Source organism: Oribacterium sp. FC2011 (assembly GCF_000701645.1).
Lineage (GTDB): Bacteria > Bacillota > Clostridia > Lachnospirales > Lachnospiraceae > Oribacterium.
This window is the reverse complement of sequence record NZ_JNJM01000003.1, coordinates 60,252-86,092: the sequence shown is the minus strand read 5'-3', so window position 1 is coordinate 86,092 and position 25,841 is coordinate 60,252. Positions and strand designations below refer to the sequence as shown.

General features: G+C 44.8%; 18 protein-coding genes. 17 read left to right on the top strand and 1 reads right to left on the bottom strand.

Going from position 1 to position 25,841, the window contains the following annotated elements; all coding sequences use genetic code 11:
• The first annotated feature begins 66 nt into the window (after positions 1-66).
• The 5 genes from T357_RS0103215 (at position 67) to T357_RS0103195 (ending at position 6,409) form a co-directional block, all read left to right on the top strand.
• On the top strand, positions 67-1,107 hold the full coding sequence (locus tag T357_RS0103215) for a TIGR03943 family putative permease subunit (protein WP_031548553.1): 1,041 nt from the start codon (positions 67-69) through the stop codon (positions 1,105-1,107).
• Positions 1,108-1,450: 343 nt separating this feature from the next.
• Positions 1,451-2,521 carry an ABC transporter substrate-binding protein gene (locus tag T357_RS0103210; RefSeq protein WP_031548550.1) on the top strand — a complete coding sequence of 357 codons (1,071 nt, stop codon included), beginning with the start codon at positions 1,451-1,453 and terminating at the stop codon, positions 2,519-2,521.
• A gap of 164 nt (positions 2,522-2,685) precedes the next feature.
• Complete coding sequence (locus T357_RS0103205) at positions 2,686-3,669, top strand: ABC transporter permease (protein ID WP_031548549.1); 984 nt, start codon at positions 2,686-2,688, stop codon at positions 3,667-3,669.
• A complete protein-coding gene (locus T357_RS0103200) occupies positions 3,669-4,466 on the top strand; it encodes an ABC transporter ATP-binding protein (RefSeq protein WP_031548547.1) in 798 nt (265 codons plus the stop codon). The genes T357_RS0103205 and T357_RS0103200 overlap by 1 nt, the downstream gene beginning before the upstream one ends.
• Before the next feature lie 287 nt (positions 4,467-4,753).
• Positions 4,754-6,409: a C40 family peptidase gene (locus T357_RS0103195; RefSeq protein WP_031548545.1), complete on the top strand. Its 1,656-nt coding sequence runs from the start codon at positions 4,754-4,756 to the stop codon at positions 6,407-6,409.
• Positions 6,410-6,654: 245 nt separating this feature from the next.
• Here the strand turns inward: T357_RS0103195 and T357_RS0103190 are convergent, their stop codons facing one another.
• Complete coding sequence (locus T357_RS0103190) at positions 6,655-7,971, bottom strand: cyclic nucleotide-binding domain-containing protein (protein WP_031548542.1); 1,317 nt, start codon at positions 7,969-7,971, stop codon at positions 6,655-6,657.
• Between the two features lie 236 nt (positions 7,972-8,207).
• On the opposite strand from T357_RS0103190, the gene T357_RS0103185 reads away from it, so the two are divergent.
• The 12 genes from T357_RS0103185 to pknB all read left to right on the top strand — a co-directional run bounded on the left by T357_RS0103185 (position 8,208) and on the right by pknB (position 25,732).
• Positions 8,208-11,168 carry an FtsK/SpoIIIE family DNA translocase gene (locus tag T357_RS0103185; RefSeq protein WP_081828030.1) on the top strand — a complete coding sequence of 987 codons (2,961 nt, stop codon included), beginning with the start codon at positions 8,208-8,210 and terminating at the stop codon, positions 11,166-11,168.
• Between the two features lie 61 nt (positions 11,169-11,229).
• Complete coding sequence (locus T357_RS0103180; RefSeq protein ID WP_031548538.1) at positions 11,230-12,897, top strand: formate--tetrahydrofolate ligase; 1,668 nt, start codon at positions 11,230-11,232, stop codon at positions 12,895-12,897.
• 95 nt (positions 12,898-12,992) lie between these two features.
• Complete coding sequence (locus T357_RS0103175; protein WP_044916024.1) at positions 12,993-14,486, top strand: UDP-N-acetylmuramoyl-L-alanyl-D-glutamate--2,6-diaminopimelate ligase; 1,494 nt, start codon at positions 12,993-12,995, stop codon at positions 14,484-14,486.
• A 108-nt stretch (positions 14,487-14,594) separates the two neighbouring features.
• On the top strand, positions 14,595-15,956 hold the full coding sequence (locus T357_RS0103170; RefSeq protein WP_031548534.1) for a UDP-N-acetylmuramoyl-tripeptide--D-alanyl-D-alanine ligase: 1,362 nt from the start codon (positions 14,595-14,597) through the stop codon (positions 15,954-15,956).
• Positions 15,957-18,035, top strand: a complete 2,079-nt coding sequence (gene priA, locus T357_RS0103165; RefSeq protein WP_031548532.1) for a replication restart helicase PriA — start codon at positions 15,957-15,959, stop codon at positions 18,033-18,035.
• A gap of 85 nt (positions 18,036-18,120) precedes the next feature.
• Positions 18,121-18,618, top strand: a complete 498-nt coding sequence (def, locus tag T357_RS0103160) for a peptide deformylase (protein WP_031548531.1) — start codon at positions 18,121-18,123, stop codon at positions 18,616-18,618.
• A 67-nt stretch (positions 18,619-18,685) separates the two neighbouring features.
• Positions 18,686-19,663 carry a methionyl-tRNA formyltransferase gene (gene fmt, locus T357_RS0103155; protein WP_031548529.1) on the top strand — a complete coding sequence of 326 codons (978 nt, stop codon included), beginning with the start codon at positions 18,686-18,688 and terminating at the stop codon, positions 19,661-19,663.
• A gap of 18 nt (positions 19,664-19,681) precedes the next feature.
• Positions 19,682-20,383, top strand: coding sequence for a zinc metallopeptidase (locus tag T357_RS0103150; RefSeq protein WP_031548527.1), 702 nt, complete (start codon positions 19,682-19,684; stop codon positions 20,381-20,383).
• A 7-nt stretch (positions 20,384-20,390) separates the two neighbouring features.
• Positions 20,391-21,707 (top strand): transcription antitermination factor NusB, encoded by a 1,317-nt coding sequence (locus tag T357_RS0103145; protein WP_049962237.1) that lies wholly within the window; start codon positions 20,391-20,393, stop codon positions 21,705-21,707.
• Between the two features lie 72 nt (positions 21,708-21,779).
• The gene (gene rlmN / locus T357_RS0103140; RefSeq protein ID WP_031548523.1) at positions 21,780-22,829 is read left to right on the top strand and encodes a dual-specificity RNA methyltransferase RlmN; all 1,050 of its coding nucleotides are present in this window, start codon (positions 21,780-21,782) and stop codon (positions 22,827-22,829) included.
• A 3-nt stretch (positions 22,830-22,832) separates the two neighbouring features.
• On the top strand, positions 22,833-23,579 hold the full coding sequence (locus T357_RS0103135; RefSeq protein WP_031548521.1) for a Stp1/IreP family PP2C-type Ser/Thr phosphatase: 747 nt from the start codon (positions 22,833-22,835) through the stop codon (positions 23,577-23,579).
• The gene (pknB, locus tag T357_RS0103130) at positions 23,576-25,732 is read left to right on the top strand and encodes a Stk1 family PASTA domain-containing Ser/Thr kinase (RefSeq protein WP_044915992.1); all 2,157 of its coding nucleotides are present in this window, start codon (positions 23,576-23,578) and stop codon (positions 25,730-25,732) included. The genes T357_RS0103135 and pknB overlap by 4 nt, the downstream gene beginning before the upstream one ends.
• Positions 25,733-25,841 lie beyond the last annotated feature (109 nt).

The window sequence follows — 25,841 nt, the reverse complement described above, 5'->3', positions numbered from 1 at the left end:
GATGACGTGACAGGTTAAAGTAAAAACCATTTATATCAACAGATAAAAAATTGAAATGGAGACAATATGGCAACAAGTGATAATTATGAATTAAGAGACGATCAGATTCCCGTATTCCTCATTAACGGATTTCTCGAGGCAGGAAAAACTGATTTTTTAAAATTCACCATGGCACAGGAGTACTTTCAGGCACAGGGCACCACACTTTTGCTTCTTTGCGAAGAAGGTGAGTCAGAATTCGATAATGCCACTCTTGAAAAATACAACACAGTTAAGGTTCTTATAGAAAATGAGACTGATTTCAACGAAGAGAACCTGAAGAAGCTTCAGGACAAGTATAATCCTGAGCGTATAATCATTGAGTGGAACGGAATGTGGAACCAGGATGATCTTCTGGACGGCCCCATGTCAGAAACAGCTCTTGCGGAGCAGCAGAACCGCGAGCCGGCTTACGAGCTTTCACTTCCGGAATCCTGGGCAATCTATCAGATAATAACTATCATTGACGGTTCAACCTTTGATCTTTATTTAAACAACATGAAGAGCCTTATCGGTCAGATGCTCCGTTCAGCAGAACTTGCCATTGTGAACCGTTGTGATAATATTCCCAACGAAAAGCTTGTGGACTACCGCCGCAAAATAAGAGCCATGGGACAGAATGCTGTTATAGTCCTTGAGGGCAAAGACGGTGAGATTCCTCAGGATACACTTCCTGAAGATCTTCCCTATGATATCAATGCCTCCTCAATCGATGTTAAACCGGAAGACTATGGAACCTGGTTTATGGATTGCATGGATAACCCGGATCGATATATCGGCAAAGACATTACCTTTACCGGCATGATGCTGAAAAGAAAGAACATGCCTGCTAACGAGTGTGTACCCGGTCGTATGGCAATGACCTGCTGCGCTCAGGACATGACATTCCTTGGATTCGTAACAAAGGGCGATCCTAAAGTTCTTGCTCCTTTCAACACAAGGGACTGGGTCAAGATCACTGCCACTGTAGGTATGGAAGAAAGAGAAGAGTACAGCGGAGAGGGGCCTGTCCTCGAGCTTAAGACTATCGTTCGTACAGGTCCTATCGAGGAGCCTGTGGCATTCTAAACAATTAAATGGTACGAGAAACCGAAGCGGATGGGTGCCGGCCCACTCGATTGGAAGAACAAATAGCCTGACATGTTCGCATCCGATCACACTAACGTGTGTCGGCTACGTACATGTCAGGCTATTTGTTCTTCCAACTCGCAAGCTCGGCACCCATCCGCTTCGGTTTCTCTCACGTTTCATAATTATTTCATTCCTAATATAACTATTTGTAATGGCAGAAAAAAATATCATAAATCCGTCTTGATATACCCGGTTCCATGTCCTATAATATAAAAAATAAAACGATTTAAAGCGCTAAAGTATCGGCGCGAATCATCATCTGGAAAAGGGAGAAAAAGTTATGAAAAAAATGACTAAATTGACAGCAGTTTCCATGGCAGCTGTTCTTGCAGCAGCTTCACTCACAGCTTGTGGTTCATCAACAACACCTGCAGCAAGTTCTGCAGCGGAGACTAAAGCTGAAGCCGCAGGCGCAACTGAAGCTGCAAAAGAAGAATCCGCAGCTCCGGCTGATGGTGCAGCATCAGATAAGCAGCTCAAAGTTGGTATCTGCCAGCTTGTTCAGCACAGTGCACTTGATGCAGCTACAAAGGGCTTCATCGACGTCCTTAAGGAAGAGTACGGCGACAATGTATTCATTGACGAGCAGAACGCACAGGGTGATTCAGCTACATGTACAACCATCATCAATGGATTCGTATCCAATGAATATGACCTCATCCTTGCAAATGCAACACCTGCACTTCAGTCAGCCATGAATGCTACTCAGGATATCCCAATCCTTGGTACCTCCGTAACAGATTACGGCACAGCACTTGCAATGGACAACTTCGATGCATCAAAGGGTACCGGCATCAACATTTCCGGAACTTCAGATCTTGCACCTCTTGATCAGCAGGAGGACATGATCCTTGAGCTTGTTCCTGATGTTAAGAATGTTTCTATCCTTTATTGCTCAGCAGAGGCCAACTCTCAGTACCAGGCATCCCAGATCGAGAAATATCTTGAAGAAGACGGAATCGCATACAAGGAGTTCACATTCTCGGATTCAAACGATCTTCAGTCAGTAGTTCAGTCAGCTGTTGCAGATTGTGATGCTATGTATATCCCTACCGACAATACAGCAGCTTCCAACATGACTGTTATCAATAACATAGTTCAGCCTGCAGGTATCCCTATCATCTGCGGAGAAGAGAACATGATGAAGTCCGGAGCTCTTGCTACACTTTCCATCAGCTATGAAGATCTGGGACGTGCAACAGGTAAGCAGGCAATCGAAATCCTTTCAAACGGTGCAGACGTTTCTACAATGCCTATCGCTTACGCTGAAGCTACAACAAAGGAATACAACAAGGCTTATGCAGATGCTATCGGTATCACAATTCCTGATTCTTACACAGCAGTAGAGTAATATCTTAAATCTATAGTATCAAATCATATTCAATAAAGATCAGTGCAATATTGTTACATATATTGCACTGAATTATTTTTCATTATGGATAAGGCGTATCGCAATTCTGCGTGCTGCTTTAGAAACATTAAAATCAATCATTCAAGATAACGGAGATTCACTAAATGCAAGCTTATTTTTCTTCACTTAATCCTGTAGCTCTGTGGAATGCAGCTCCGGGAGGTATTGCCCAGGGACTGATCTGGGGCATCATGGCACTGGGTGTCTATATCACTTTCCGTGTACTTAAATTTGCGGATATGACAGTCGATGGTTCCTTTTCACTTGGAGGAGCTGTTGCAGTTATGCTCATATTAAATGGCGTAGATCCTCAGATAGTTCTCATAGCTTCCTTTTTCTCCGGTATCCTTTCTGGATGCATAACAGGTATCCTTCACACAAAACTCGGTATCCCGGATATTCTGGCAGGAATCCTCACCCAGATATCACTTTATTCCATAAACCTCAATATAATGGGAAAGGCAAACCAGGCTGTACCTATAAATTCGGTAAGAGTATTCTTTACTTCCAATATCCGTTATCTCGGACAGACTCTGACATTAACACTGGTAGTTGACATATGTATCATCGCCGTTATCTATTGGTTCCTGGGAACAGAGCTTGGAAGCTCCATCCGTGCCACGGGTATAAATCCGAATATGTCCAGAGCCCAGGGTATCGACACAAACAAAATGAAGATCATAGCCCTTATGCTGGGCAACGGTCTCGTAGCTCTTTCAGGCGGTATCCTTTCAGAGTATCAGGGTTTCGCTGATGTTAAGATGGGACAGGGTTCCATCGTTATCGGCCTTGCTGCCGTTATCATCGGTGAAGTTCTTGCCGAAACTCTCGTAGGAAAACGTCTCAATTTCATTATGAGACTCAGCTTCACTGTTATCGGTGCCATCATCTACTATATGGTTTATGTATTCGTTCTGTGGCTTAAGTTCCCTGCTGACGATATGAAGCTTCTTACAGCAATCGTGGTTGCAGCATTCCTTGCAGTACCTTATCTAAAAGAACGCAGCAATAATTCTTTTTCCGGTTTGGCCAAGCGAAACGCAAAGCTTCAGGCTGAATCAGCAAATAACGGTAAGGAGGCAGACTAATGCTGGAAATCAGAAACATTAACAAAACCTTTAATCCCGGTACCATTAACGAAAAGAAGGCCCTCATTGATGTGAGCATCACCCTTAATGACGGAGATTTCTGTACAGTCATAGGTGGTAACGGCGCCGGAAAATCCACAATTATGAATGCAGTTGCCGGTGTATGGCCTCTGGATTCAGGAATGATACTTGTTGACGGAGTTGATGTATCAGGACTTTCAGAGTACCAGCGTGCTCCCTATTTCGGCAGAGTATTTCAGGACCCTATGACAGGAACCGCCGGTGACATGCAGATCGATGAAAACATGGCCCTTGCCGCAAGAAGAGGTCAGAGGCGCACCCTCCGCTGGGGCGTTACCAAAAAAGAAAGAGAGCAGTATCAGGAGTACCTTAAGGATCTTGATCTTGGACTTGAGGACAGACTTACAGCAAAGGTAGGACTCCTCTCCGGTGGTCAGAGACAAGCTCTTACACTTATTATGGCCACCATGAAAAAGCCGAAGGTTCTGCTCCTGGACGAGCACACCGCGGCTCTGGATCCCAAGACTGCTTCAAAGGTTCTTGCAGCAACCGACAAGGTTGTAGAAGAACATCACCTTACAACTCTTATGGTTACACACAACATGCGTGATGCCATAGCCCACGGTAACCGTCTCATAATGATGAACGAAGGCAGAGTTGCTCTTGATATTTCAGGTGAAGAGAAGAAAAAACTTACCGTTGAGGATCTCCTTCATAAGTTTGAAGAGCTATCCGGCGGAAACTTTGCAAACGACAGAATGCTCCTGTCAAAATAACAAAAACTCTCAGGCTGCAGCAAAACGCTGCAGCCTTTTTTAATATAGAACCACCGGGGACGATTCTTGCCGGCCCTGTGTGTCAGAATAACTGTCAGTGAAGCATGAAAGATTTTGTGGAGCTATCTATCATAGGAAGGCGCTTCTCAGACGATTCCCGCTATTTAAATCCAACATTAAACTTACACTTTCAATGCATATATACATGTTCAGCAAAACTTCAGAATTATGCTAAAATATATATGATATAATACATCTCATGCCAATTTTCACAGGAGTATCAATATATGGGAAATCCAAAAATGAATTATGACAGAGAACATACAATGCTTTTTGTTTCGGCAGGAATTCTATGTGTACTGGTCATAGCCATTATCATAGCTCTTATAATGAAGGGACAGAAATCCACACTTTCACAAGATACCGTAATGGCTGTAGAATCAGAGACTGCTGTGGAAGACATCGCCTCTGCCGGTGAAAGTCAGCCCGTAAAGTCAACTCTATCAGAAATTCAGGTATTTACAAAGGCCATCCAGATGGAGGCCATCAACAATTCAATTGCACAATATGCGGATCTCGGAATCGTAACCTGCGACAGCTATATCAATTTCCGCAGTGCCCCTGACCAGAATGACCTTACCAATATCATGGGCATGCTTGCCAATGGTTCTGCTGTTGACGTAGTGGAAGCAGCCCCCGAAAATGCTTCCGGCTGGATGCATATAAGATCCGGCGGTATGGACGGATATGTTGCTTCTGCCTATATAGTAACAGGAGAGGATGCAAAAACTCTTGCAGGAAGCCTTATTAAACCAAGAGCCACCGTTGTTACTGACAAACTGCGTATACGTTCAACTCCTGAAATAGCAGATGGAAACACCATCGGTTCTGCAGCAAAAGGAGAGAAGTACGAGGTTCTTGGGAGAGTAAATGAAGACTGGATCATGATTTCCTCGGACAATATCGATAATTTTGACATAGCCTATATGTCTGCGTCCCCTGAGAATGTTTCCCTTGGTTTTGGTCTTGATGAAGCAAAGTCACTGAATCTTAAGCAGAAGGTTCTCAACATGTATGATAATCTCGGTGTTTCACTGGCTTCCGATTACATCAATGTGCGTTCTTCACCTGAAGAAAAAGGCATTGACAACATAATCGGAAAATTCCCGGGATACGGAGGCTGTAACATCCTTGGGGAAGAAAACGGCTGGTACCATATAAAGTCAGGTTCCGTAGAAGGTTATGTTCGTGCAGACCTTCTTGCCACAGGCCAGACTGCCCAGGATCTTGCCGTGCAGAATGCTCACGTTATGGCCATCATCAATACACAGTCACTTAATGTACGATCTCAGGCATCAACAGATTCCGAAGCCTGGACGCAGGTAACCAGCGGACAGCGCTATGACGTAGTAAATCAGATGGATGGATGGGTAGAACTTGATCTCGGTGACGGTGATGACAGTGACTCATCACAGGGATCCTTCGTATCAACCCGTGACAACAATGTTTCCGTAAGATACGCACTTCAGGAAGCCATCGAGTATTACCCTGCAGTAGAAGCTGCCAACGCTGCAGCAGCCTTCAGAAACAAGATCGTGAACTACGCCTGCCAGTTCGTCGGAAACCCTTACGTTTGGGGCGGAACCTCCCTCACACACGGAGCCGATTGCTCAGGCTTTGTACAGTCGGTTCTCAAAAATTTCGGAATCTATGTACCAAGAGTATCCCGTGACCAGGCAGGAGCCGGCGTAAAAGTAAGCAGTGAAAACATGAAACCCGGCGACCTCGTATTCTATGCAAACCGCAGCGGAACCATAAACCACGTCGGTATGTACATCGGAAACGGTCAGGTTGTAAACGCAGCCTCCCGCCGCTCCGGCATCCGCATCTACCGCTGGAACTACCGCACCCCGGTCGCAATACGAAACGTAATCGGCGATTAATCCAATCTACAAAAAGGGTAGCACCTCGGTGCTACCTCTTTTGTCACTTGATTCAATTGTAAATTAAGCCAAAACGTGAGAGAAACCGAAGCGGTGGGTGCCAAGGCTTGCGAGTTGAAAAGACAGTCTGTCAGTTATGTCCGTCAACGGCACACGTCAGTGTGACGATGACGGACATAACTGACAGACTGTCTTTTCAATCGAGTGGGCCGGCGCCCGCCGCTTCGGTTTCTCGTCCCATTTCACTACATAAGCGCATTCCTGAACTCAAGCCCATTAAAGTTATAGTAGTGCGTCGGCCTACCCTGTCTTACGGACCTGTCATGCTCACCATTCTCACTCAGACTGATGATGTGAAGATCCAGAAGCTTCGCCAGAATACGACTCGCAGATCTCGGAGTTATCCCAAGAATGGAAGATAACTCATGTGAACTGATAATCTGCCTCTCATCCTGCTCAAACATACTGATGAGCTTAAGGATATTCGTTTCGTTGATACCATTATCCCTGGCAAAATTCAGCGCCTTTTCATTGGAATAATTATACATAAGCTGAGTATCCGAACTCAAAGGTCCCGTTACTTTACCTTCCTCACCAACAAAAAATGCATCGTTTCTGCCATATCTGTTGGCCTCCATCAAAGCATGTTCGGAAAAATATCTTGAACGCTCCTTTGACGAGCTGACACCGGCACCTATTCTGAAAGCAAATCCAAGCTCCTTCTTCATTTTTAGAAGAATAGGGCGGAGCTTCTCAACTTCAAATGTCCCTGCCTCCATCTGTGCATGAATCTCAAACTGATTAAATCCCTGAGTAATGCTGAAATGTATGTGATTCTCCTTACGGTGATCAACAAGCATCTTATACAAGGTAGCCTCACGGTATTCCTGTTCCTCCTGGTCTATATCCTCACCAAAAGGTAAACGGATAAGAATGCTTAACTCATCCTTCTGATCAAACTGATTAAGCTTTAACTCCTTAAGTGCCGTTCTAATGGACTTGACTATCATATCCTCCGAAGGAAAAACAGCAACATAAGGAATGTGAAGTTCATCCAGTCTTTTAAGATTATTGATGGAACGGGAGAGTATATAATCTATCTTGCCATCGTCCCAAAGTTTTTTGGCATAAGCTGTAAGATGCTTATAATCATAATGAGTATCTTCATAAAAAAATGGGCATTCATCTTTTTTTATATATTGACTCACTCCCATATAATTATTTGTAGGAGTCAGGAAATCACAATAAATCCTGTTTAATTTAGTTCCGGGATGCTCATTTTTGAACTGAAGAAGTATCGATAATACATCTATAGGCTCATAAGCTGTAAAAGTACAGGGTATCCTTATGTCCGGGAATTTATTTTTTATATAATGATAACCAAGCTCTCCGGAGAAAAATATTACGTCGCATTTTCCTTTACAGTCCTGATATATTTCATCTATATCGGTAAGCTTCTTATATATATACTTGAAAAACTGACATCCAAAATCATGCTCTGAAATAACCTTGTCCACAGGTTCCAGTGAATGATCCGGACTAACTATAGCAACATTGATCATGATATAACTCCTGTATTTTGAGACTTGTATTTTTATGTCTTTAAACATAGGGTATCACCGAGTGTTTTTAAAGTCAAACAAAACATATTTTTTACAGGCAAAAACCGCCTTATTTCAATGCTTAGGAGAGAACTGTCATGAACAAATCAGAACATAAGTTTTAAGGATATGGATTTTATTCATCAGATGGTCTATAATGTAGTAGTTATGTTTTGCATTTATTAAGGTGGGGTAAAATGGGTAGACCAAAAGGCAGTAAAAATAAAGCAAAAAAAAGAACGACAACAAGCAGTCGTTCAAAGAAAATTACATATGACGCACCGATGATGAGTGACGAAGTCGCCATTATCATTACATTTGCAATATCAGCATTTCTGTTTTTATCCAATTTAGGACTTTGTGGACCTATAGGAGCTTTCCTAAGAGGTGTTCAGCTTGGTCTCTTTGGAATTGTCGGATTTATTTTTCCTATAGTTTTAAGCTTTGTGGTGGTTTTTATACTCTCCAATCTGGATAATCCTTATGCCACATTCCGGATGACAACAGCTCTTTTCATGCTTATATTTATATCGGCTTTTCTGCAGCTTGCCTTCGGGGAAGTTGCTCAAATGGGACTTGCAGATTTTTATAAACTGGGTGCCGAAAAGGGCACCGGAGGAGGAGCCATAGGCGGTGCTCTCGCCATGGTTCTTTATTCTGTGACAGGAAAGGTTGGAGCTATACTCATTCTTCTTGTGGCTTGTTTCATTTGTCTTATTTATATTACCGGCAAACCACTTGCAAGGATACTTGCAGAGGGATCAGGAAAAGCTGCTATTATGGCAAGAGACAGAGCAAAAGAAAACTGGAACGATGTTGCAGCCTCTGCCCGCATTCGGAGAGAAGAAAGACGACTTGCAAGGGAAGCACAGCAGCGTGAGCTTGCGCAGAAGCGTATAGACTTTGCCCTTACGGGAACAGATGATTCGCCTGCCGTAGCCTTAGGATCCCCGACAAACGTAATAAACCGTACAGGTATGCAGGTTGAAGAACCTTTGGCATTGGCTTCAAACAATGCTGCTCCTGTGCATAATTACGATTTTGACATAGCACCTTCACGAGATGCCAATCATGTATCCGAACCGGATCTTTATGCCGAACCTTTTGCAGAGGTAGATGCCGCACTTGATGCAGCTTTCGAGCGTCATGCAAAACCGGAAAGCAAAGCTTCGTCTCTTTCCTCTCAGGGCACAGACGCCGGAACATCTTCATATAGAGACAATCTGTTTAACGATGTACGGGTTCCACACAGTGCCGTTGAACCTTCTACAGGTATAGAAGTCACGGAAGTTACTGATGAGCTTTATGATGAAAGCTCATCCTTTGCCCGGGATACAAATGATTATTCTCAGTTTTCCGACATTGATAATACAGCTGAAGCCGCATATGAGGATAATGTCTCAGAAAATGATATTTCATCATTTGACAATATGGATGAAAATGATCCTCAGGAGAATTTCCTGGATGACGACGGCATCTCCATGTCATCTGACGGTAAAGCCACTATTTCAAGAGGCGACATGGAACAGGGCAGAAGACGTATCGTCACCTCAAACGGTCAGATAATAGATGCTGATGTTGAGCCTGTATCCAAAAAGATAGAGACTCAGCTTGAAAGAGAGAAACGTGAAAACACTCCTACTGCTCTTGACAACGCAAAAGTAGAACAGGAGATCAAAAAGAAAAAGCCTCCGAAGCCTTATATCATCCCACCACTCAGCCTTTTGAAGAGCGGTGGTGCACAGGACTCCGACTCAAGGGAAGAAATCCGTCAGAACGCAGTAGTTCTTCAGGAGACTTTGAAAAGCTTTGGTATCAATGTAAAGATCACCAATATTTCAGTAGGACCGGCTGTAACACGTTACGAGCTTCAGCCTGAGATCGGTGTCAAGGTTTCAAAGATCGTTTCCCTAACCAATGATATCAAGATGGCACTTGCAGCAGTTGACATCCGTATAGAAGCTCCTATCCCCGGAAAATCCGCAGTTGGAATCGAGGTTCCGAACAAACATAGTTCCATGGTTTATCTGGGAGATGTTTTCAGGAGCTCAGAGTTTGCTGACGCAAAATCAAGGATTGCCTTCGGTGTAGGAAAAGACATTGCCGGTAAGACCATAGTAACCGATATAGCAAAGATGCCTCACCTCCTTATCGCTGGATCCACAGGCTCCGGAAAATCGGTTTGTATCAACACTCTCATTATGTCCATGCTTTTTAAGTACAAGCCTGAAGAGCTTCGTATGATCATGGTAGACCCCAAGGTGGTTGAGTTAAGTGTATACAACGGCATCCCTCACCTCCTTATTCCTGTAGTCACTGACCCTAAAAAGGCTGCAGCTGCCCTTAACTGGGCCGTAGCCGAAATGACAGACAGATACAAGAAGTTTGCGGAAAGCGGATCAAGAGACCTTAAGGGCTACAACGAGAAAATCGAAAGAGTCATTAATGACCCTGAGGTTCCCGAGGATCAGAAGCCCGAAAAGCTGCCTCAGATTGTAATCATCATCGACGAGCTTGCCGACCTTATGATGGTATCAAGTCAGGAGGTGGAAGATTCCATCTGTCGTATAGCACAGCTTGCCCGTGCAGCCGGAATGCATCTGGTTATCGCTACCCAGCGTCCTACAGTAGATGTCATCACCGGTCTTATCAAGGCCAATGTTCCTAGCCGTATAGCTTTTGCAGTTTCTTCCGGAACCGATTCCCGTACCATCATTGATATGAATGGTGCCGAAAAGCTTCTCGGAAAGGGAGATATGCTGTTCTTCCCTCAGGGCATCCCCAAGCCGATTCGTGTTCAGGGTGCCTTTGTGTCCGACCAGGAAGTCGGGGCCGTTACGGATTTCATCAAAAAGACTATGGGTGACATACAATACAGCGAAGACATTCAGGCTCAGGTACAGTCAGGAGGCGGTGCTGCCGGTGCCGGCAGTTCCCAGAGTGACCTGGATGATCTTTTCTTTGAAGCCGGTCAGCTCATTATCGAATCCGAGAAAGCATCCATCGGTATGCTTCAGCGGAAATTCCGCATAGGCTTTAACCGCGCTGCAAGAATCATGGATCAGCTGGCAGAGGCCAATGTGGTTGGGCCTGAGGAAGGCACAAAACCCAGAAAGATTCTTATGAGTCTTGATGAATTTAATGCTCTGAATTCTTAGGATACATTCCTTTGAAGATATTTTTGTTGTCTGATTTATACCAGGGAGAAAGAGGTACAAAATGAAGTCTGATATCGAAATCGCACAGGAAGCCGTTATGGAACGTATTACCGACGTCGCTGCCAGATACCAAATTGAGGCAGACGATCTCGAACAATACGGAAAGTACAAAGCAAAGCTCAGCAATGAACTTTGGGACAAATTAAAGGACCGTCCAAACGGAAAACTGGTTCTGGTTACTGCCATCAATCCAACACCTGCCGGAGAAGGAAAGACCACAACATCCATAGGTCTAACTGATGCGTTAAACTATGTTGGCAAAAAAGCAGTAGTAGCCTTGAGAGAGCCTTCACTCGGACCTTGTTTCGGTATAAAGGGCGGAGCCGCCGGCGGCGGATATGCCCAGGTGGTTCCTATGGAGGATCTCAATCTTCACTTTACAGGTGATTTCCATGCCATAACCAGTGCAAACAATCTTCTTGCCGCACTTCTTGACAATCATATCCAACAGGGCAACGAACTCAGGATCGACCTTAAGAGCATTAACTGGAAACGCTGCGAGGATATGAATGACCGTCAGCTCAGAAACATTGTCATCGGAATGGGAAGAAAGACTGATGGCGTAGTAAGAGAAGACCACTTTGTCATCACCGTTGCATCCGAGATAATGGCTATACTCTGCCTTGCAGATGACATGGATGACCTAAAAGCCCGTCTTGCACGTATAATAGTTGCTTATGATGTTGACGGAAATCCTGTGACTGCCGATATGCTTCATGCCACAGGTTCTATGGCAGCACTTCTTAAAGATGCCATAAAGCCAAACATCATTCAGACCCTTGAGCACAATATGGCCATCGTTCATGGTGGACCTTTTGCCAATATTGCTCACGGCTGCAACTCCGTACAGGCAACACGTTTTGCCCTTAAGCTCGGTGATATCGCCGTTACTGAAGCCGGATTCGGTGCAGATCTCGGTGCAGAGAAATTTTTTGATATCAAGTGCCAGATGGCAGGATTCAAACCTGATGCCGTTGTTCTCGTAGCAACAGTAAGAGCCCTTAAGTATAACGGCGGAGTTCCGAAGGCAGAGCTTTCCACAGAAAATCTCGATGCATTAAGAAAGGGTATCGTAAATCTCGAAAAGCATATAGAAAACCTTCAGACCTATGGCGTTCCCGTAGTTGTTGCCATAAATCAGTTTGCATCCGACACAGACGCAGAGCTTAACTTCATAGAAGATTTCTGCCGTAACAAAGGTGCTGATTTTGCTCTTTCCAAGGTTCATGGCGAAGGCGGAAAGGGCGGTGTTGAACTTGCCAATGCAGTTATCAGGACACTGGAGACTAAGGAATCCAATTTCGCACCTGTTCAGAATCTTTCAGAATCACTTTATGACAAGATCAATTCAGTAGCCATCAATATCTATGGAGCTGACGGTGTGGATTTCGAGCCTAAGGCAAAGAAAGCTCTTGATAAACTCACAGAGCTCGGTTTCGGAAATGTACCTGTATGCATGGCAAAGACCCAGTACAGTCTCAGTGATGACCCAAAGAAGCTTGGCAGACCTTCAAACTTCCGTATCACCGTGAGAGAGGCTTATGTATCTGCCGGAGCAGGTTTCATAGTATGCCTCACAGGAGATATCATGACTATGCCGGGACTTCCCAAAAAGCCGGCCGCCTTTGATATCGACGTGGTTGACGGAAAGATCGTAGGATTGTTCTGAGGATATTTATTCGACTCATGAAATATAAGATCAGGGTGCATCTAACCGGTGTTCCCCTGATCACAACCAATGTTTTAAGAAAAGAGATGAATTATATGGCTAAATTAGCAGAATGGCTTTCAGATATATCTTTTGATACCTTACAGGGAAACCCGGCCGGATCCGTTGTAGAAGAGGTAGTATTCGACTCCAGAAAAGCTGCACCTAAGACAGTATTTGTATGCATGAAGGGTGCCAATGTTGATTCCCACAAGTATATCCCTGATGTAATCTCCAAAGGTTGCACCGCAATTGTAGTGGAAGAGAATCTCTCCGAAACCGGTATCGATGAAACCGCCCTCAATAAGGATATCACTATAGTTAAAGTTGAAAATTCCAGAGAGGCCCTTGCAAAACTCAGTGCAGCCCGCTTCGGACATCCGTCAGAGGAGCTTACTGTCATCGCCATTACAGGCACCAAGGGAAAAACCACAACAGCACATATGATACATCAGATCCTGGAGTCAGCCGGTAAAAAAGCCGGCTGCATCGGAACTACCGGTGTGGAGTATTGCGGAAAACATATACCTACAAAAAACACTACTCCCGAGTCCTATGACCTCCAGCATTATTTCAGGGATATGGTGGATGAAGGATGCAGTTATGTTGTTATGGAGGCTTCCTCACAGGCCTTCAAGCTTCACAGAGTGGATGCCATCACCTTTGATTTCGGCATATTCACAAACATTGAGCCCGATCACATCGGCCCTAATGAACATGCGGATTTCGAAGAATATAAATTTTTCAAGAGCTGTATATTTAAGCAGTCCAAAACAGGAATCGTAAACCTTGATGCAGATTACGCAGCTGAGTTTATAGAAAATGCCCCTTGCAAGATTTACACTTATTCTCTGGAAAAACCGGCTGATTTCACAGCAGATGGTATAAAACCGATAAATGACCATGAATTTGTCGGTGTTGAGTTCCAGGTTCAGGGCCACACAGATCTTTCGGTACGCCTCGACATGCCCGGAAAATACAACGTTTCCAATGCTATGGCCGCCATTTCCTGCCTTACTCTGGCAGGAATAGAAAAGACCTCTATGCTCCATGCTCTAAGCAGGATTAAAGTTGACGGCAGAACAGAAGTAGCTTTCAAAAACAAAGATATGTCGGTGCTTGTTGACTATGCTCATAACGAAATGGCCATGGAAAACCTTCTGGTCACACTCAGGGAATATGCTCCAAAAAGACTTGTTGTCCTTTTTGGCTGCGGAGGAAACCGTGCAAAGGACAGACGTTACGGCATGGGCAAGGCTGCAGCCAAATATGCTGACTTAAGCATTCTTACTGCTGACAACTCCCGTTTTGAAGAGACGGAGGACATCATCAATGATATTAAGTCAACATTGGTTCCCGCAGGAGGCAAATACGTTGAGATCCCTGACAGAAGAGAGGCCATTGAATATGCCATGACTCATGCAGAGCCGGGTGACATGATAGCAGTTATCGGAAAAGGTCACGAGGATTACCAGGAGGTAAAGGGTGTACGCACACATTTCCTTGACCGTGAGGTTATAGCCGAGACTGCCGTAAAATTTAACCTTTGATCAAAAGCACAGATTCATGTCTCCATGCATGATCATTGATAATTATTCATTAAAAAATATACAACCGGGTATCTCAAACCCGATAAACTATTCTAAGAAGGACACTTTATGATTACCGCAGATAAAAGTTTTGGTTTTACAGATGATGACATAGAGGAGATAGTACTTGACTCCCGAAAACAAATGAACCATGCATTGTTCGTTCCCATCATCGGCGAACGCAGTGACGGACATGACTATATCGACATGGCCATACAAAACGGTGCAGTTGCCGTTTTGAGTTCGAGAGATATTTCTCCACTGAAGGAAAAATATCCGGATGTAAGATTTTATCAGGTAAATGATACAAAAGAGGCCCTTCAGGAGATAGGTTATATGGAGCGCCTTAAGTTCCATGGCACGGTTATAGGTGTAACAGGTTCCGTAGGAAAAACCACCACCAGAACCATGATAGCCACAGCACTCAGTGCCGGAAAAAAGGTATTTCAGACCGCCGGCAATGCAAACTCCCAGGTTGGAGTTCCTATTACAATGTTCCAGATGGCCCGCTCAGGAGCAGATATTGCGGTTATCGAGCTTGGAATGTCCGAGCCGGGAGAGATGACAAGAATCGCTCAGATCGCCTGTGTGGATGCCGCAGTCATTACCAATATAGGTATCGCACATATAGAGCAGCTTAAAACCCAGGAGAACATTCTCCGGGAGAAGCTTCATATCCTTGACGGTACACCTGACGGTGGTATCCTTTATGTCAATGCGGATGATCCTATTTTAAGCAAACTCACCCCGGACATTATCCATGACTTCGGAATAGCAAAGGATATCAGTCTCACCATAAGACAATACTCAAAGGATGACTATCCTCTGACACTTTCCGTCAAGGGTGATCACATGCTTCAGAATGCTTCGGCAGCCATGCATATAGCGGAATTTGCCGGCGTAGATACGGAAGAGGCAAAGGATAAACTCATGTCCTTCACCGGAGTCACAGGTCGCGGAGAAACCTTTAAAACCAAAGACGGCGTCACAATCATAGACGATGCCTACAACGCATCACCTGTTTCCATGAAAGCAGGTCTTGACACCTTATCACAGCTTGAAGGAAACCGGAAGATCGCAGTTCTTGCAGATATGCTTGAACTCGGAGAGAATACTTTGGATTATCACCGAGAGGTCGGTGTATACCTTGCTACTCTTCCTATTGATGTAGTATTTCTTTACGGTGAAAAAGCCGCATCTATAGGCTCCGGAATCAACGCAGCCTTTGATGCCCCCGATATTTCACTTGGTGACAGCGATATCAGGAACAGAGCCGAAAAAAAGCCAACCATAGAATATTTCAATGATTTTTCAGAGCTTAAAAATACTATACAAGCCATTGCAAAGGATCAGGATGTGATACTTTTCAAGGGTTCCAACAGTATGAAGCTTACTGAGATCGTTAAAGCCTTTAAACAGGATATTGTATAAATGTACGCAAAGATCATAGTAGACATTACAAACGAAGCTCTGGACAGAGCTTATACATATCGAATACCTGAAGGAATGAAGGTACACGCCGGGGATAGAGTTTCTATCCCCTTTGGTGTTTCTAATGCCAAAAAAACAGGCTATGTCATAGGTCTTACAGATACCGTGGATTACGATCCCTCCCGGGTGAAAGATATCAAAGAGGTTCTGAATAACGCGATATCCGTTAAGGAACAGCTCATAAGTCTTGCCTCCTGGATGTCAACCGAATACGGAACAACTCTTATCCAGTGTCTGAAAACCGTACTTCCGGTAAAACGCGCCGTACGAAAGAATTCCCGCCGTATAGATCCTCTTTTAAGGTATCAGGATGAAAAGGATGATTACCATGAGCTGAATCCCGAACAAAAGGCCGCTGCCGATACTGTGATCGATGGCTTCAGGAAGTGCCGGAACACTTCAGAATCCGCTGCGGAATCAGCTGAAGAATCCATCCCGGACTCCGAAAGTCTCAGTGGCACCTGCACAAAGGATGTACCCCGGTATCTTCTTCATGGAATAACCGGTTCAGGAAAAACCGAAGTATACCTTCATGTAATGGAGGAAGTCATAAGGTCCGGCTATAAAGTCATCATGCTCATACCTGAAATCTCCCTCACATACCAGACTGTTATAAGAGTCTCTACCAGATTTAAGGGCCGTGTGGCGATACTGAATTCACGCATGAGCATGGGAGAACGTTACGAACAGTATATGAAATGTGAGAAAGGGGAAGTAGACATACTGGTGGGTCCCCGTTCAGCCATATTCGCTCCCTTTGACAGGCTTGGCATCATAATCATGGACGAAGAGCACGAAGGTGCCTACAAATCAGAAACAGCGCCCAGATACGAAACCCGGGAGGTTGCTTACCAAAGAGCAAAATTGAGCCAATGCCCCGTTTTATACGGTTCCGCTACCCCTTCTGTACATATATACACAGAAGCCCTGAGGGGAAACATCACTCTTCTTGAACTTCACAGAAGAGCAAGACTGGGCTCAAATCTCGCCGAAACCGAGATAATAGACTTACGAACCGAACTTGAAAACGGAAACCGCAGTGTCTTTTCGGAAAGACTTTATGAGCTCATAAAGGAAAAGCTTTCAGCCCGTCAGCAGATCATGCTTTTCATGAACCGGAGAGGGTACAGCAATTTCGTATCCTGCAGAAGTTGCGGACAGGCCATAAAATGCCCTCACTGCGATGTTTCCCTGACTCTTCACAGAGACGGGATACTTCGATGCCACTATTGCGGTTATGAAACACCGCTTATGAAAAAATGCCCCGGCTGCGGAAGCCCTTATCTTGCACCCTTTGGCTTCGGAACCGAAAAACTTGAAAGCCTTGTGAAAAAGACATTTCCCGAGGCCGTTGTGATCCGTATGGATGCAGATACCACCAAAAACAAGGGCGGTCACGAAAAGCTCCTGGAGCAGTTCAGAAACCATAAGGCAGACATACTCATAGGAACCCAGATGATAGTAAAAGGGCACGACTTCCCGGATGTGACCCTTGTAGGTCTCATAGCTGCAGATTTAAGTCTTTCGGCACCTGATTTCCGGTCTTCCGAAAGAACCTTTCAGCTTATCACCCAGGCAGCGGGAAGAGCAGGCAGGGCAGGAGGCCCCGGTAATGTCATTATCCAGACCTATCAGCCTGATCACTACGCCATAGCTCTGACAACCACTCAGAACTACAAACTGTTTTACGAAAAAGAAATCGGCTTCCGTAAACTAATGGGATATCCGCCTTTGGAATACCTCATGACCATACAGCTCTTATCGAAGGACGAAGAAATGCTTTCACTTATCAGCAGTTCAGTGTCTGAGCTGTTTAAGCCGGAGTGTTCCGAAAAAAAAGCAGAGTTTATCGGTCCCCTGGAGGCAAGCGTATATAAGGTGAATGACATATACCGAAAAATCGTGTATATTAAACATCCCGGACATGATATAATCATACAGTTAAGGGACAGATTCACTGCACTTGTCCGGGAAAAAGACAAGCGTGGATTTGTTATGCTTAACTATGACCTTCAGTAAATCCCATGTGCCGGAGGTTTACGGTTAAATCCACCTGACCCGCGGCCTGTGATAAAGAAACTATATTTTCAGAATGGAGTAAAAAATGGCTTTAAGAACAATCAGAGTAATCGGCGACCCAATCCTTGAAAAGGAATGCAAGCCTTTAAAAAATATTTCCGACCGTACAAAGGAGCTTATCATGGATATGTTTGAAACCATGTATGATGCCAATGGTGTCGGACTCGCAGCTCCACAGGTTGGTATACTTCGCCAGCTTTTTGTTGTTGATATCGGAGATGGCAAACGTTACGTATGCATCAATCCTACAGTAACCGCCATAGGAGAAGAGTGCCAGACCGGAGAGGAAGGATGTCTTTCAGTACCGGGTAAGGAAGGTGTTGTAACACGTCCTCTTAAGGTACATGTAAAGGCCTATGACATTAACATGGAGGAATATGAGTTTGATGCAGAGGGTCTCCTTGCCCGTGCCATGGCTCATGAGAACGATCATCTCCACGGAATCCTTTATACCGAAAAGGTCGAAGGTGAACTGGAGGATGTAACATACGAGAATCTGGAAGAGTACGAGGACGAAGAATAAAGCTTTTTTCATACATATGAATTTAAAGATGTAACAAAAAAACGGCTTATACTTAGGAGGTAGTCTTTTGAAAGTCATATTTATGGGTACACCTGATTTTGCGGTTTCCACACTGGAAGCATTATACAAAGCAGGACATGAGATAAGCCTTGTGGTGACGCAGCCGGACCGTCCGAAAGGCCGCCACGGAGAAGCGCAAAAAAGTGACGTGAGAATCGCCGCAGAAAGTCATTCTATCCCGGTCATTACACCTTTAAAAATACGAAATGACGAGGAGGCTAAAAAACTCCTAAAGGATCTTACACCGGATGTTATAGTTGTAACCGCCTTCGGTCAGATACTCCCACAGGATATCCTCGACATCCCAAAGTATGGCTGCGTCAATGTTCATGCTTCACTGCTTCCAAAGTACCGTGGAGCTGCACCTATCCAGTGGGCAGTCCTTAACGGCGATCGGGAGACCGGTGTCACCACCATGCAGATGGATGCCGGGCTTGATACAGGTGACATTCTTCTCACCAGAAAAATAGCTCTGGATCCCAAGGAAACCGGCGGAAGTCTTTTTGATAAACTGGCTGTTCTCGGTGGTGAACTCATTGTAGAAACCCTTGATAAGATTGCTGACGGAAGCATTACCCGCACTCCCCAGGATCATGATGCTGCGACTAAGGTAGGCATGTTTACCAAGTCCTTCGGTCTCATCGACTGGTCCGGGCCGGCAGCAACTATAGAGAGGAAGATCCGCGGACTTAACCCATGGCCATCAGCCTACACTTTCCTTTCCGGAAAGCAGCTGAAGCTCTGGGATGGAGATGTTGTTTCCAAAGAATACTTTGATGCAGGAGCATTTGAAGAAGCCGCAGTATTAACTTCAGACAGGACTCCGGAGAATTCCGATAAATCTATGGAGGGACGTCTTTTCACAGACCATAAGAAAAATCTCATTGCCGTCTGTGGAGAAGATTTCCTGAAAATCAATGAACTTCAACTTGAAGGCAAAAAACGTATGACAGCCGCCGATTTTCTGAAGGGCTATCGTTTTTAATAACAGGAGGTGATCACTATGTATTATCCAATGTTTTACGACCCGACTTATATCCTTGTTTTGATAGGTGTGGTTCTCAGCATGATCGCGAGCCACAATGTACAATCAACCTTTGAAAAGTATTCACATGTACAGGCTTTTTCCGGGCTTACCGGAGCACAGGCCGCAAAAATGATACTCGAGAGAAACGGTATCAACAATGTCAGAGTCCAGGGCATAGCCGGTAATCTCACCGATAACTATGTACCAAGTCAGAAAGTACTGAATCTCAGTCAGTCGACTATAAACAGCACCTCCATCGCTGCCATCGGTGTGGCTGCACATGAGTGCGGACACGCTATCCAGGATGCGAAAGGCTATTATCCACTGGTACTTACGAGAACCATCTCTCCCTTATGTGCCATTGCTTCTAAGCTGTCTATTCCGCTGATATTATTCGGATTCATCATAAGTATGACTTCACTTATACAGATTGGCATAATCGCCTTTGCAGTTGCCATATCTATCCAGCTTCTGACTTTACCCGTGGAGTTTGATGCTTCCAGAAGAGCTGTTCAGACTCTGGCAGAGTACGGTATGGTGAATGACAACGAGCTTAACGGCATCAAGGCCGTTCTCAAAGCTGCCGCATTAACCTATGTTGCGGCTGCCGCATCTTCAGTTCTGCAGCTTTTACGTTTAGTTTTACTCACACAAGGAAGAGGAAGACGAAGAAGATAGGACGTCTATGGAAAATAAAAAGCCATTTAAAAAACACTTTAATAAAACTTCCCGCCCGTATACGCACACCGGAAAGCCTCAGGAAAAGACCGCAGTTACACCGCGGTCTATTGCGATTTATAGCCTGAATAAAATCCTGGAGGAAAAACTGTTTTCCCACATCGTTCTGAGAGAGCAGCTCCAAAAATACACCAATCTCACAGAACGCGACCGCAATTTCATTACACGTCTCGTTGAGGGAACTCTGGAGTATACCGTCCAGATTGATTTCATTTTGAACAGGCATAGTAAAACTCATACCAAGAATATGGATCCTCTGATAAGGACCGTCCTTCGTATGTCCTCATACCAGATTTTATATATGGACAGAGTCCCTGACAGTGCAGCCATTAACGAGGCGGTCAGCTTCATTAAATCACAAAGTGACAAAAAAATATCATTTCTGTCAGGCTTTGTTAATGGAGTCCTCCGCACCATATCAAGAGAAAAGGAGACTATATTTGCTGACCTTGCCCATACCGGAAAGACACCTGCCTATATTCGTCTGAGCACACCTTTATGGCTTTATGATTATCTCAGGGTTATGTACGGAAGAGAAACCACAGAGCAGATGCTTGACTGGTTTTTAAAGGGTTCAAAGAAGAACTATGTACGTTTTAAGGACGGACACTCTGAGATCATGGATGGTAATATCTCAAAAACAAAGCTCTTTAAGAGCGGCGACATAACTGTCCAGGACTATGCTTCACAGCAGGTCGGAATAGAGGCCGATCCTCATGCAGGAGATCTGGTGGTAGACGTTTGCGCCGCTCCCGGCGGAAAAAGTTGTCATATAGCCGAGCTCCTTCAGGGAACAGGTCATGTTGACGCAAGAGACCTTACAGAAGATAAGATCACACTTATCAACGAAAACATTGAAAGGCTTTCCCTTGAAAATATTTCCGCAAAGGTGTTTGACGCAAGAATACCGGATCCTTCACTTCTGGACGAATCCGGCAACGGAAAAGCGGACATCGTTTTGGCGGATCTTCCGTGTTCCGGACTTGGAATCATGGGCAAAAAGCCGGACATCCGTTTCAATACTTCATTAAACAGCATAAAGGAACTCCAGTCACTTCAACGAGAGATCCTTACAACCGTTATAAACTATGTTAAACCCGGCGGAAAGCTTATATATTCCACCTGCACACTCAGCAAAGAGGAGAATGAAGACAACAGGGATTTCATACTTTCCCTTCCGGGATTCACTTTAGAAAAGGAAAAGAAGTTCCTTCCGGGGGAACCTTCGGATGGCTTTTACCTTTGTGTGTTCAGGAGGGCCTGACAGACCGGAGTTTTTTACCCGGAATCACGAGAAAGCGCCAGAATCCGAACAGAAATAACCGGATTTATCAAAATGAAAAATATACGAGACTTTGAAATAAAGGAATTAACAGAATTAATAGAAAGCATGGGGGAGAAGTCCTTTCGCGCAGCACAGCTTTATCAATGGCTTCACGTGAAGCTTGCTGACGGTTTCGACGAAATGACCAATCTCCCGAAGTCTCTCCGGGAAAAACTTTCAGAGGACTACTATGCCACACTGCCGGAGACCGTTGAGGTTCTCACCTCTCAGATCGATGAAACCAAAAAATTCATAAACCGCATGAAAGACGGTCATGTGATCGAGTCAGTCTGGATGAAATACCAGCATGGCAATTCAGTATGTATCTCCAGCCAGGTAGGCTGCCGCATGGGCTGCAAATTCTGTGCTTCAACCCTGGATGGCCTTGCCCGAAATCTCACATCCGGTGAAATGCTCGGGCAGGTTTACCGGATGGAAAAAGACACCGGCGAAAGGGTAGACAATATTGTCATCATGGGTTCCGGAGAACCTTTGGACAACTATGATGAATTCACCCGTTTCATCCGTATGATCTCAGATAAAAACGGGCTCAACATTTCCCGCAGAAATATCACTGTATCCACCTGCGGCATTGTTCCCCGTATAAGAGAACTGGCTGACGAGAATTACGGTATCACTCTGGCCCTGAGCCTTCATGCGCCAAATGACGAAACCCGTAAAACCCTTATGCCTATAGCCAATAAATACTCTCTGTCGGAGATAATGCCTGCTATAGAGTATTATTTCGAAAAAACCGGACGTCGTGTAACATTTGAGTATTCTGTAGTTGAAGGTGTCAATGACAACAAAAACGAGGCGCAGCAGCTTGTCCGCCTTATACATGGCATGAAACAGAAGGGCAGGCTCCAGTGTCATGTGAACCTCATTCCTGTAAATCCCATTAAGGAAAGAGACTGGAAACGTCCGGACCGCAGCAAGATCGAAGCATTTCAGCATATCCTGGAAAAGAACGGCATCGCAGCCACCATACGCAGGGAAATGGGCTCTGATATCTCCGGTTCCTGCGGACAATTAAGAAGAGATTACCTATTTAAGGAGTAGATGATGGACTTTTTTGCAAAAACAGACAAAGGCCGCAAAAGGCGTATGAATCAGGATTACGTTTTTGCGACTTCAAAGCCTGTAGGGGTATTACCTAATCTTTTCCTCCTTGCCGACGGCATGGGAGGTCATAAAGCAGGTGATTTTGCCTCGCGTTTTGCTGTGGAAGAGTTTAAAAAATACATCAGTGAAGCACCAAAAGACATTACATCTGTTCAGCTTATACAGAACGCCATTTCCTCTGTTAATGAACGTCTGTACAAACTGTCAATGGAAGATGAAAACTATAGCGGTATGGGCACAACTCTGGTATCAGCATTTATTGATGATAATGTCATCACCGTAAGTAACATCGGAGATTCCCGAGCTTATATCATCCACGGAAATACCATAAAGCAGATCACCAGGGATCATTCCTACGTGGAAGAAATGGTCAGACGTGGTTTTATGCGCCGTGGTTCACAGGAATACCTTAATTCCAGAAATATCATAACCCGTGCAGTGGGTATCGAACCCCGTGTAGCTGCCGACTTTTTTGAAGTTGAACTGTCTGAAGGAGACTATTTTCTTATGTGTTCAGACGGACTCAGCAACATGGCAGACAATGAAAGTATCCGTAACATCATCCGTGAACGGAATTCTGTCGAAAACAAGGTTCAGGCATTGATCGATATAGCCAATATCAACGGTGGTAAGGACAACATCGGCATCGTACTTGTTGACCCTTACAGAGAGGAGGCAGAGTCATGATGATTCAGGAAGGACAGCTCCTTGATGACAGATACGAAATTGACTCCCTCATCGGTCAGGGCGGAATGAGTTATGTTTATCGTGCCACAGATAAGAAGATGGGACGTGCTGTGGCCATCAAGGTACTGAAAGAAGAGTACTGTGAAGACGAAGATTTTATTAAGAAATTCCAAAATGAGGCTCAGGCTGCCGCGAAACTCAATCATCCGAATATAGTTGCAGTTTATGACATCGTAGATAATCACGAGGATAAGCTCCACTATATTGTGATGGAGCTTGTGGAAGGCATTACTTTAAAAACTTATATTCAGAGAAAGGGCGCCATGGACTCCAGGGAAGCCATCGCTCTGGCACTTCAGGTAGTGGGAGGTATCGAACAGGCTCACAAAAACGGCATAGTACACCGTGACATCAAGCCTCAGAATATGATAGTTTCCGATGACGGCACTGTTAAGGTAGCCGATTTCGGTATAGCAAGAGCTGCCACTCAGCAGACCGTAAACACAACCGTCATGGGCTCGGTACATTATATCTCTCCCGAACAGGCACGTTCCGGACAAGCTGATGAAAGATCTGATATCTACAGCTTCGGCTGCACATTATATGAAATGCTTACAGGTAAGGTCCCTTATGACGGAAGCACCTCCGTTGCCGTGGTATTTGCCCACATGGAGAATAAGATTCCCAGAGTTCGCGATCTTGTTCCTGAAGTTTATCCGGCACTTGATATAGCAGTCTTCAAGTGTATGCAGAAGCGCCCGGGCAAACGTTATCAGCACATAGGAGAACTCGGTGAGGATCTCAGGAAAGCTCTTAAGGATCCCAGTGGTTCTTTCTTTAAGGGAAACATTCCTGAGGATCTGGATGATACAAGAATACTTTCGCCTGCTGAGCTGGATGAACTTAAGTCCATGCAGGATCAGTCAGGTTCAAAAGAGCAGCCTCAGTATAGCGGAATACTGGGTTTCCTTTATGATCACAATATAATAAAAGATCACATTATGCTTTCCCGCATCATTACAATCATATGCGGTATCGCAATACTGATCCTTGTTCTGATCATCGGAAAAAATGCAGTTGAGTTCTTCACCCGTGACACAACTCCTTTGGAAACAACAGCTGCCACGACTGAAGAAACCGAGGAAACGACTGCTGTCAGCATTACCATTTCCGCCCTTGAAACACGTATTCAGGGCATAATCGGTCTGACAATAGATGAAGCGGAAGATGAACTCAGTGAATACGGAATCAGGATATTATCATCCGGTGCCGAATATTCTGACACCTATAATGAGGGTGTTATCATCAGCTATCCCGACAGGGATTATACTGCCGGAAGCACCATAGAGGTTACTGTTTCCAAAGGTCCACAGACAATTGTTTTTTACAATAAAAACAATCCTTATGACCTTAGTTCTCTCAATGAGACAAAATTTCAGGATATTGAGACCCGCCTTAAGGAGCGCGAAATTCCGTACAGCGTAACTGAGGAATACTCGGATACGATTCCGGCAGGATATGTGATCCGGACAAACAAACCCGATTCATCAGGTTCTGAACCGCTTGAGATAGTGGTTTCAAGAGGACTTAATGCGAACGTTGTCAATGTTCCGGATCTTAAAGAATACACAGAAACAGATGCCCTGACAACCTTGTCACTTCTTGAACTGACACCGGGAAACATTTCCTATCTCCCGGACAATACTACAGAAGAAGGTATCGTGACCGGACAGTCCATAGCAGCAGGAACTCCTGTACCGAAGGGCACCACCATAAGCTTTACTGTTTCGGCGGGACCTAACGGAATTGCCAGTGTCAAGTCGGTAGAACCGGGAGAGCTTGAGACGATAGCATCAGGCAATGACGGCTGGTATAGTTCTATCAGTACAACCGTTTCCCTGGGATCAGGTGCAGAACCCGGATCAAGTGAAACCATGCTTGTATCCATACGACTCCGGCAGGATGTGAACGGAGAGGAGCACTACAGAACTCTTCAGGAAGCCCGTTCCTATGCCGTCGGAACAGAGCTTCAGGTTGTATTCCCGACTATAAAGGGTGAAGAAGGAATAACTTCAGGTGTCGTTGAAGTTGTTAATGCCTCCACCGATACTGTCATTGCTTCCTTTGCATGTGCTTTCTCCCCGGAGGAGTAGGCTGCTTAATCGAGTAGGGGGAAGGCACCCCTACTCGATGTCACGTTGGCCTTCAAATGAATATAAATATTCGCTTGAAGGCCGTATCGCGCAAACTAAGATTCATGAG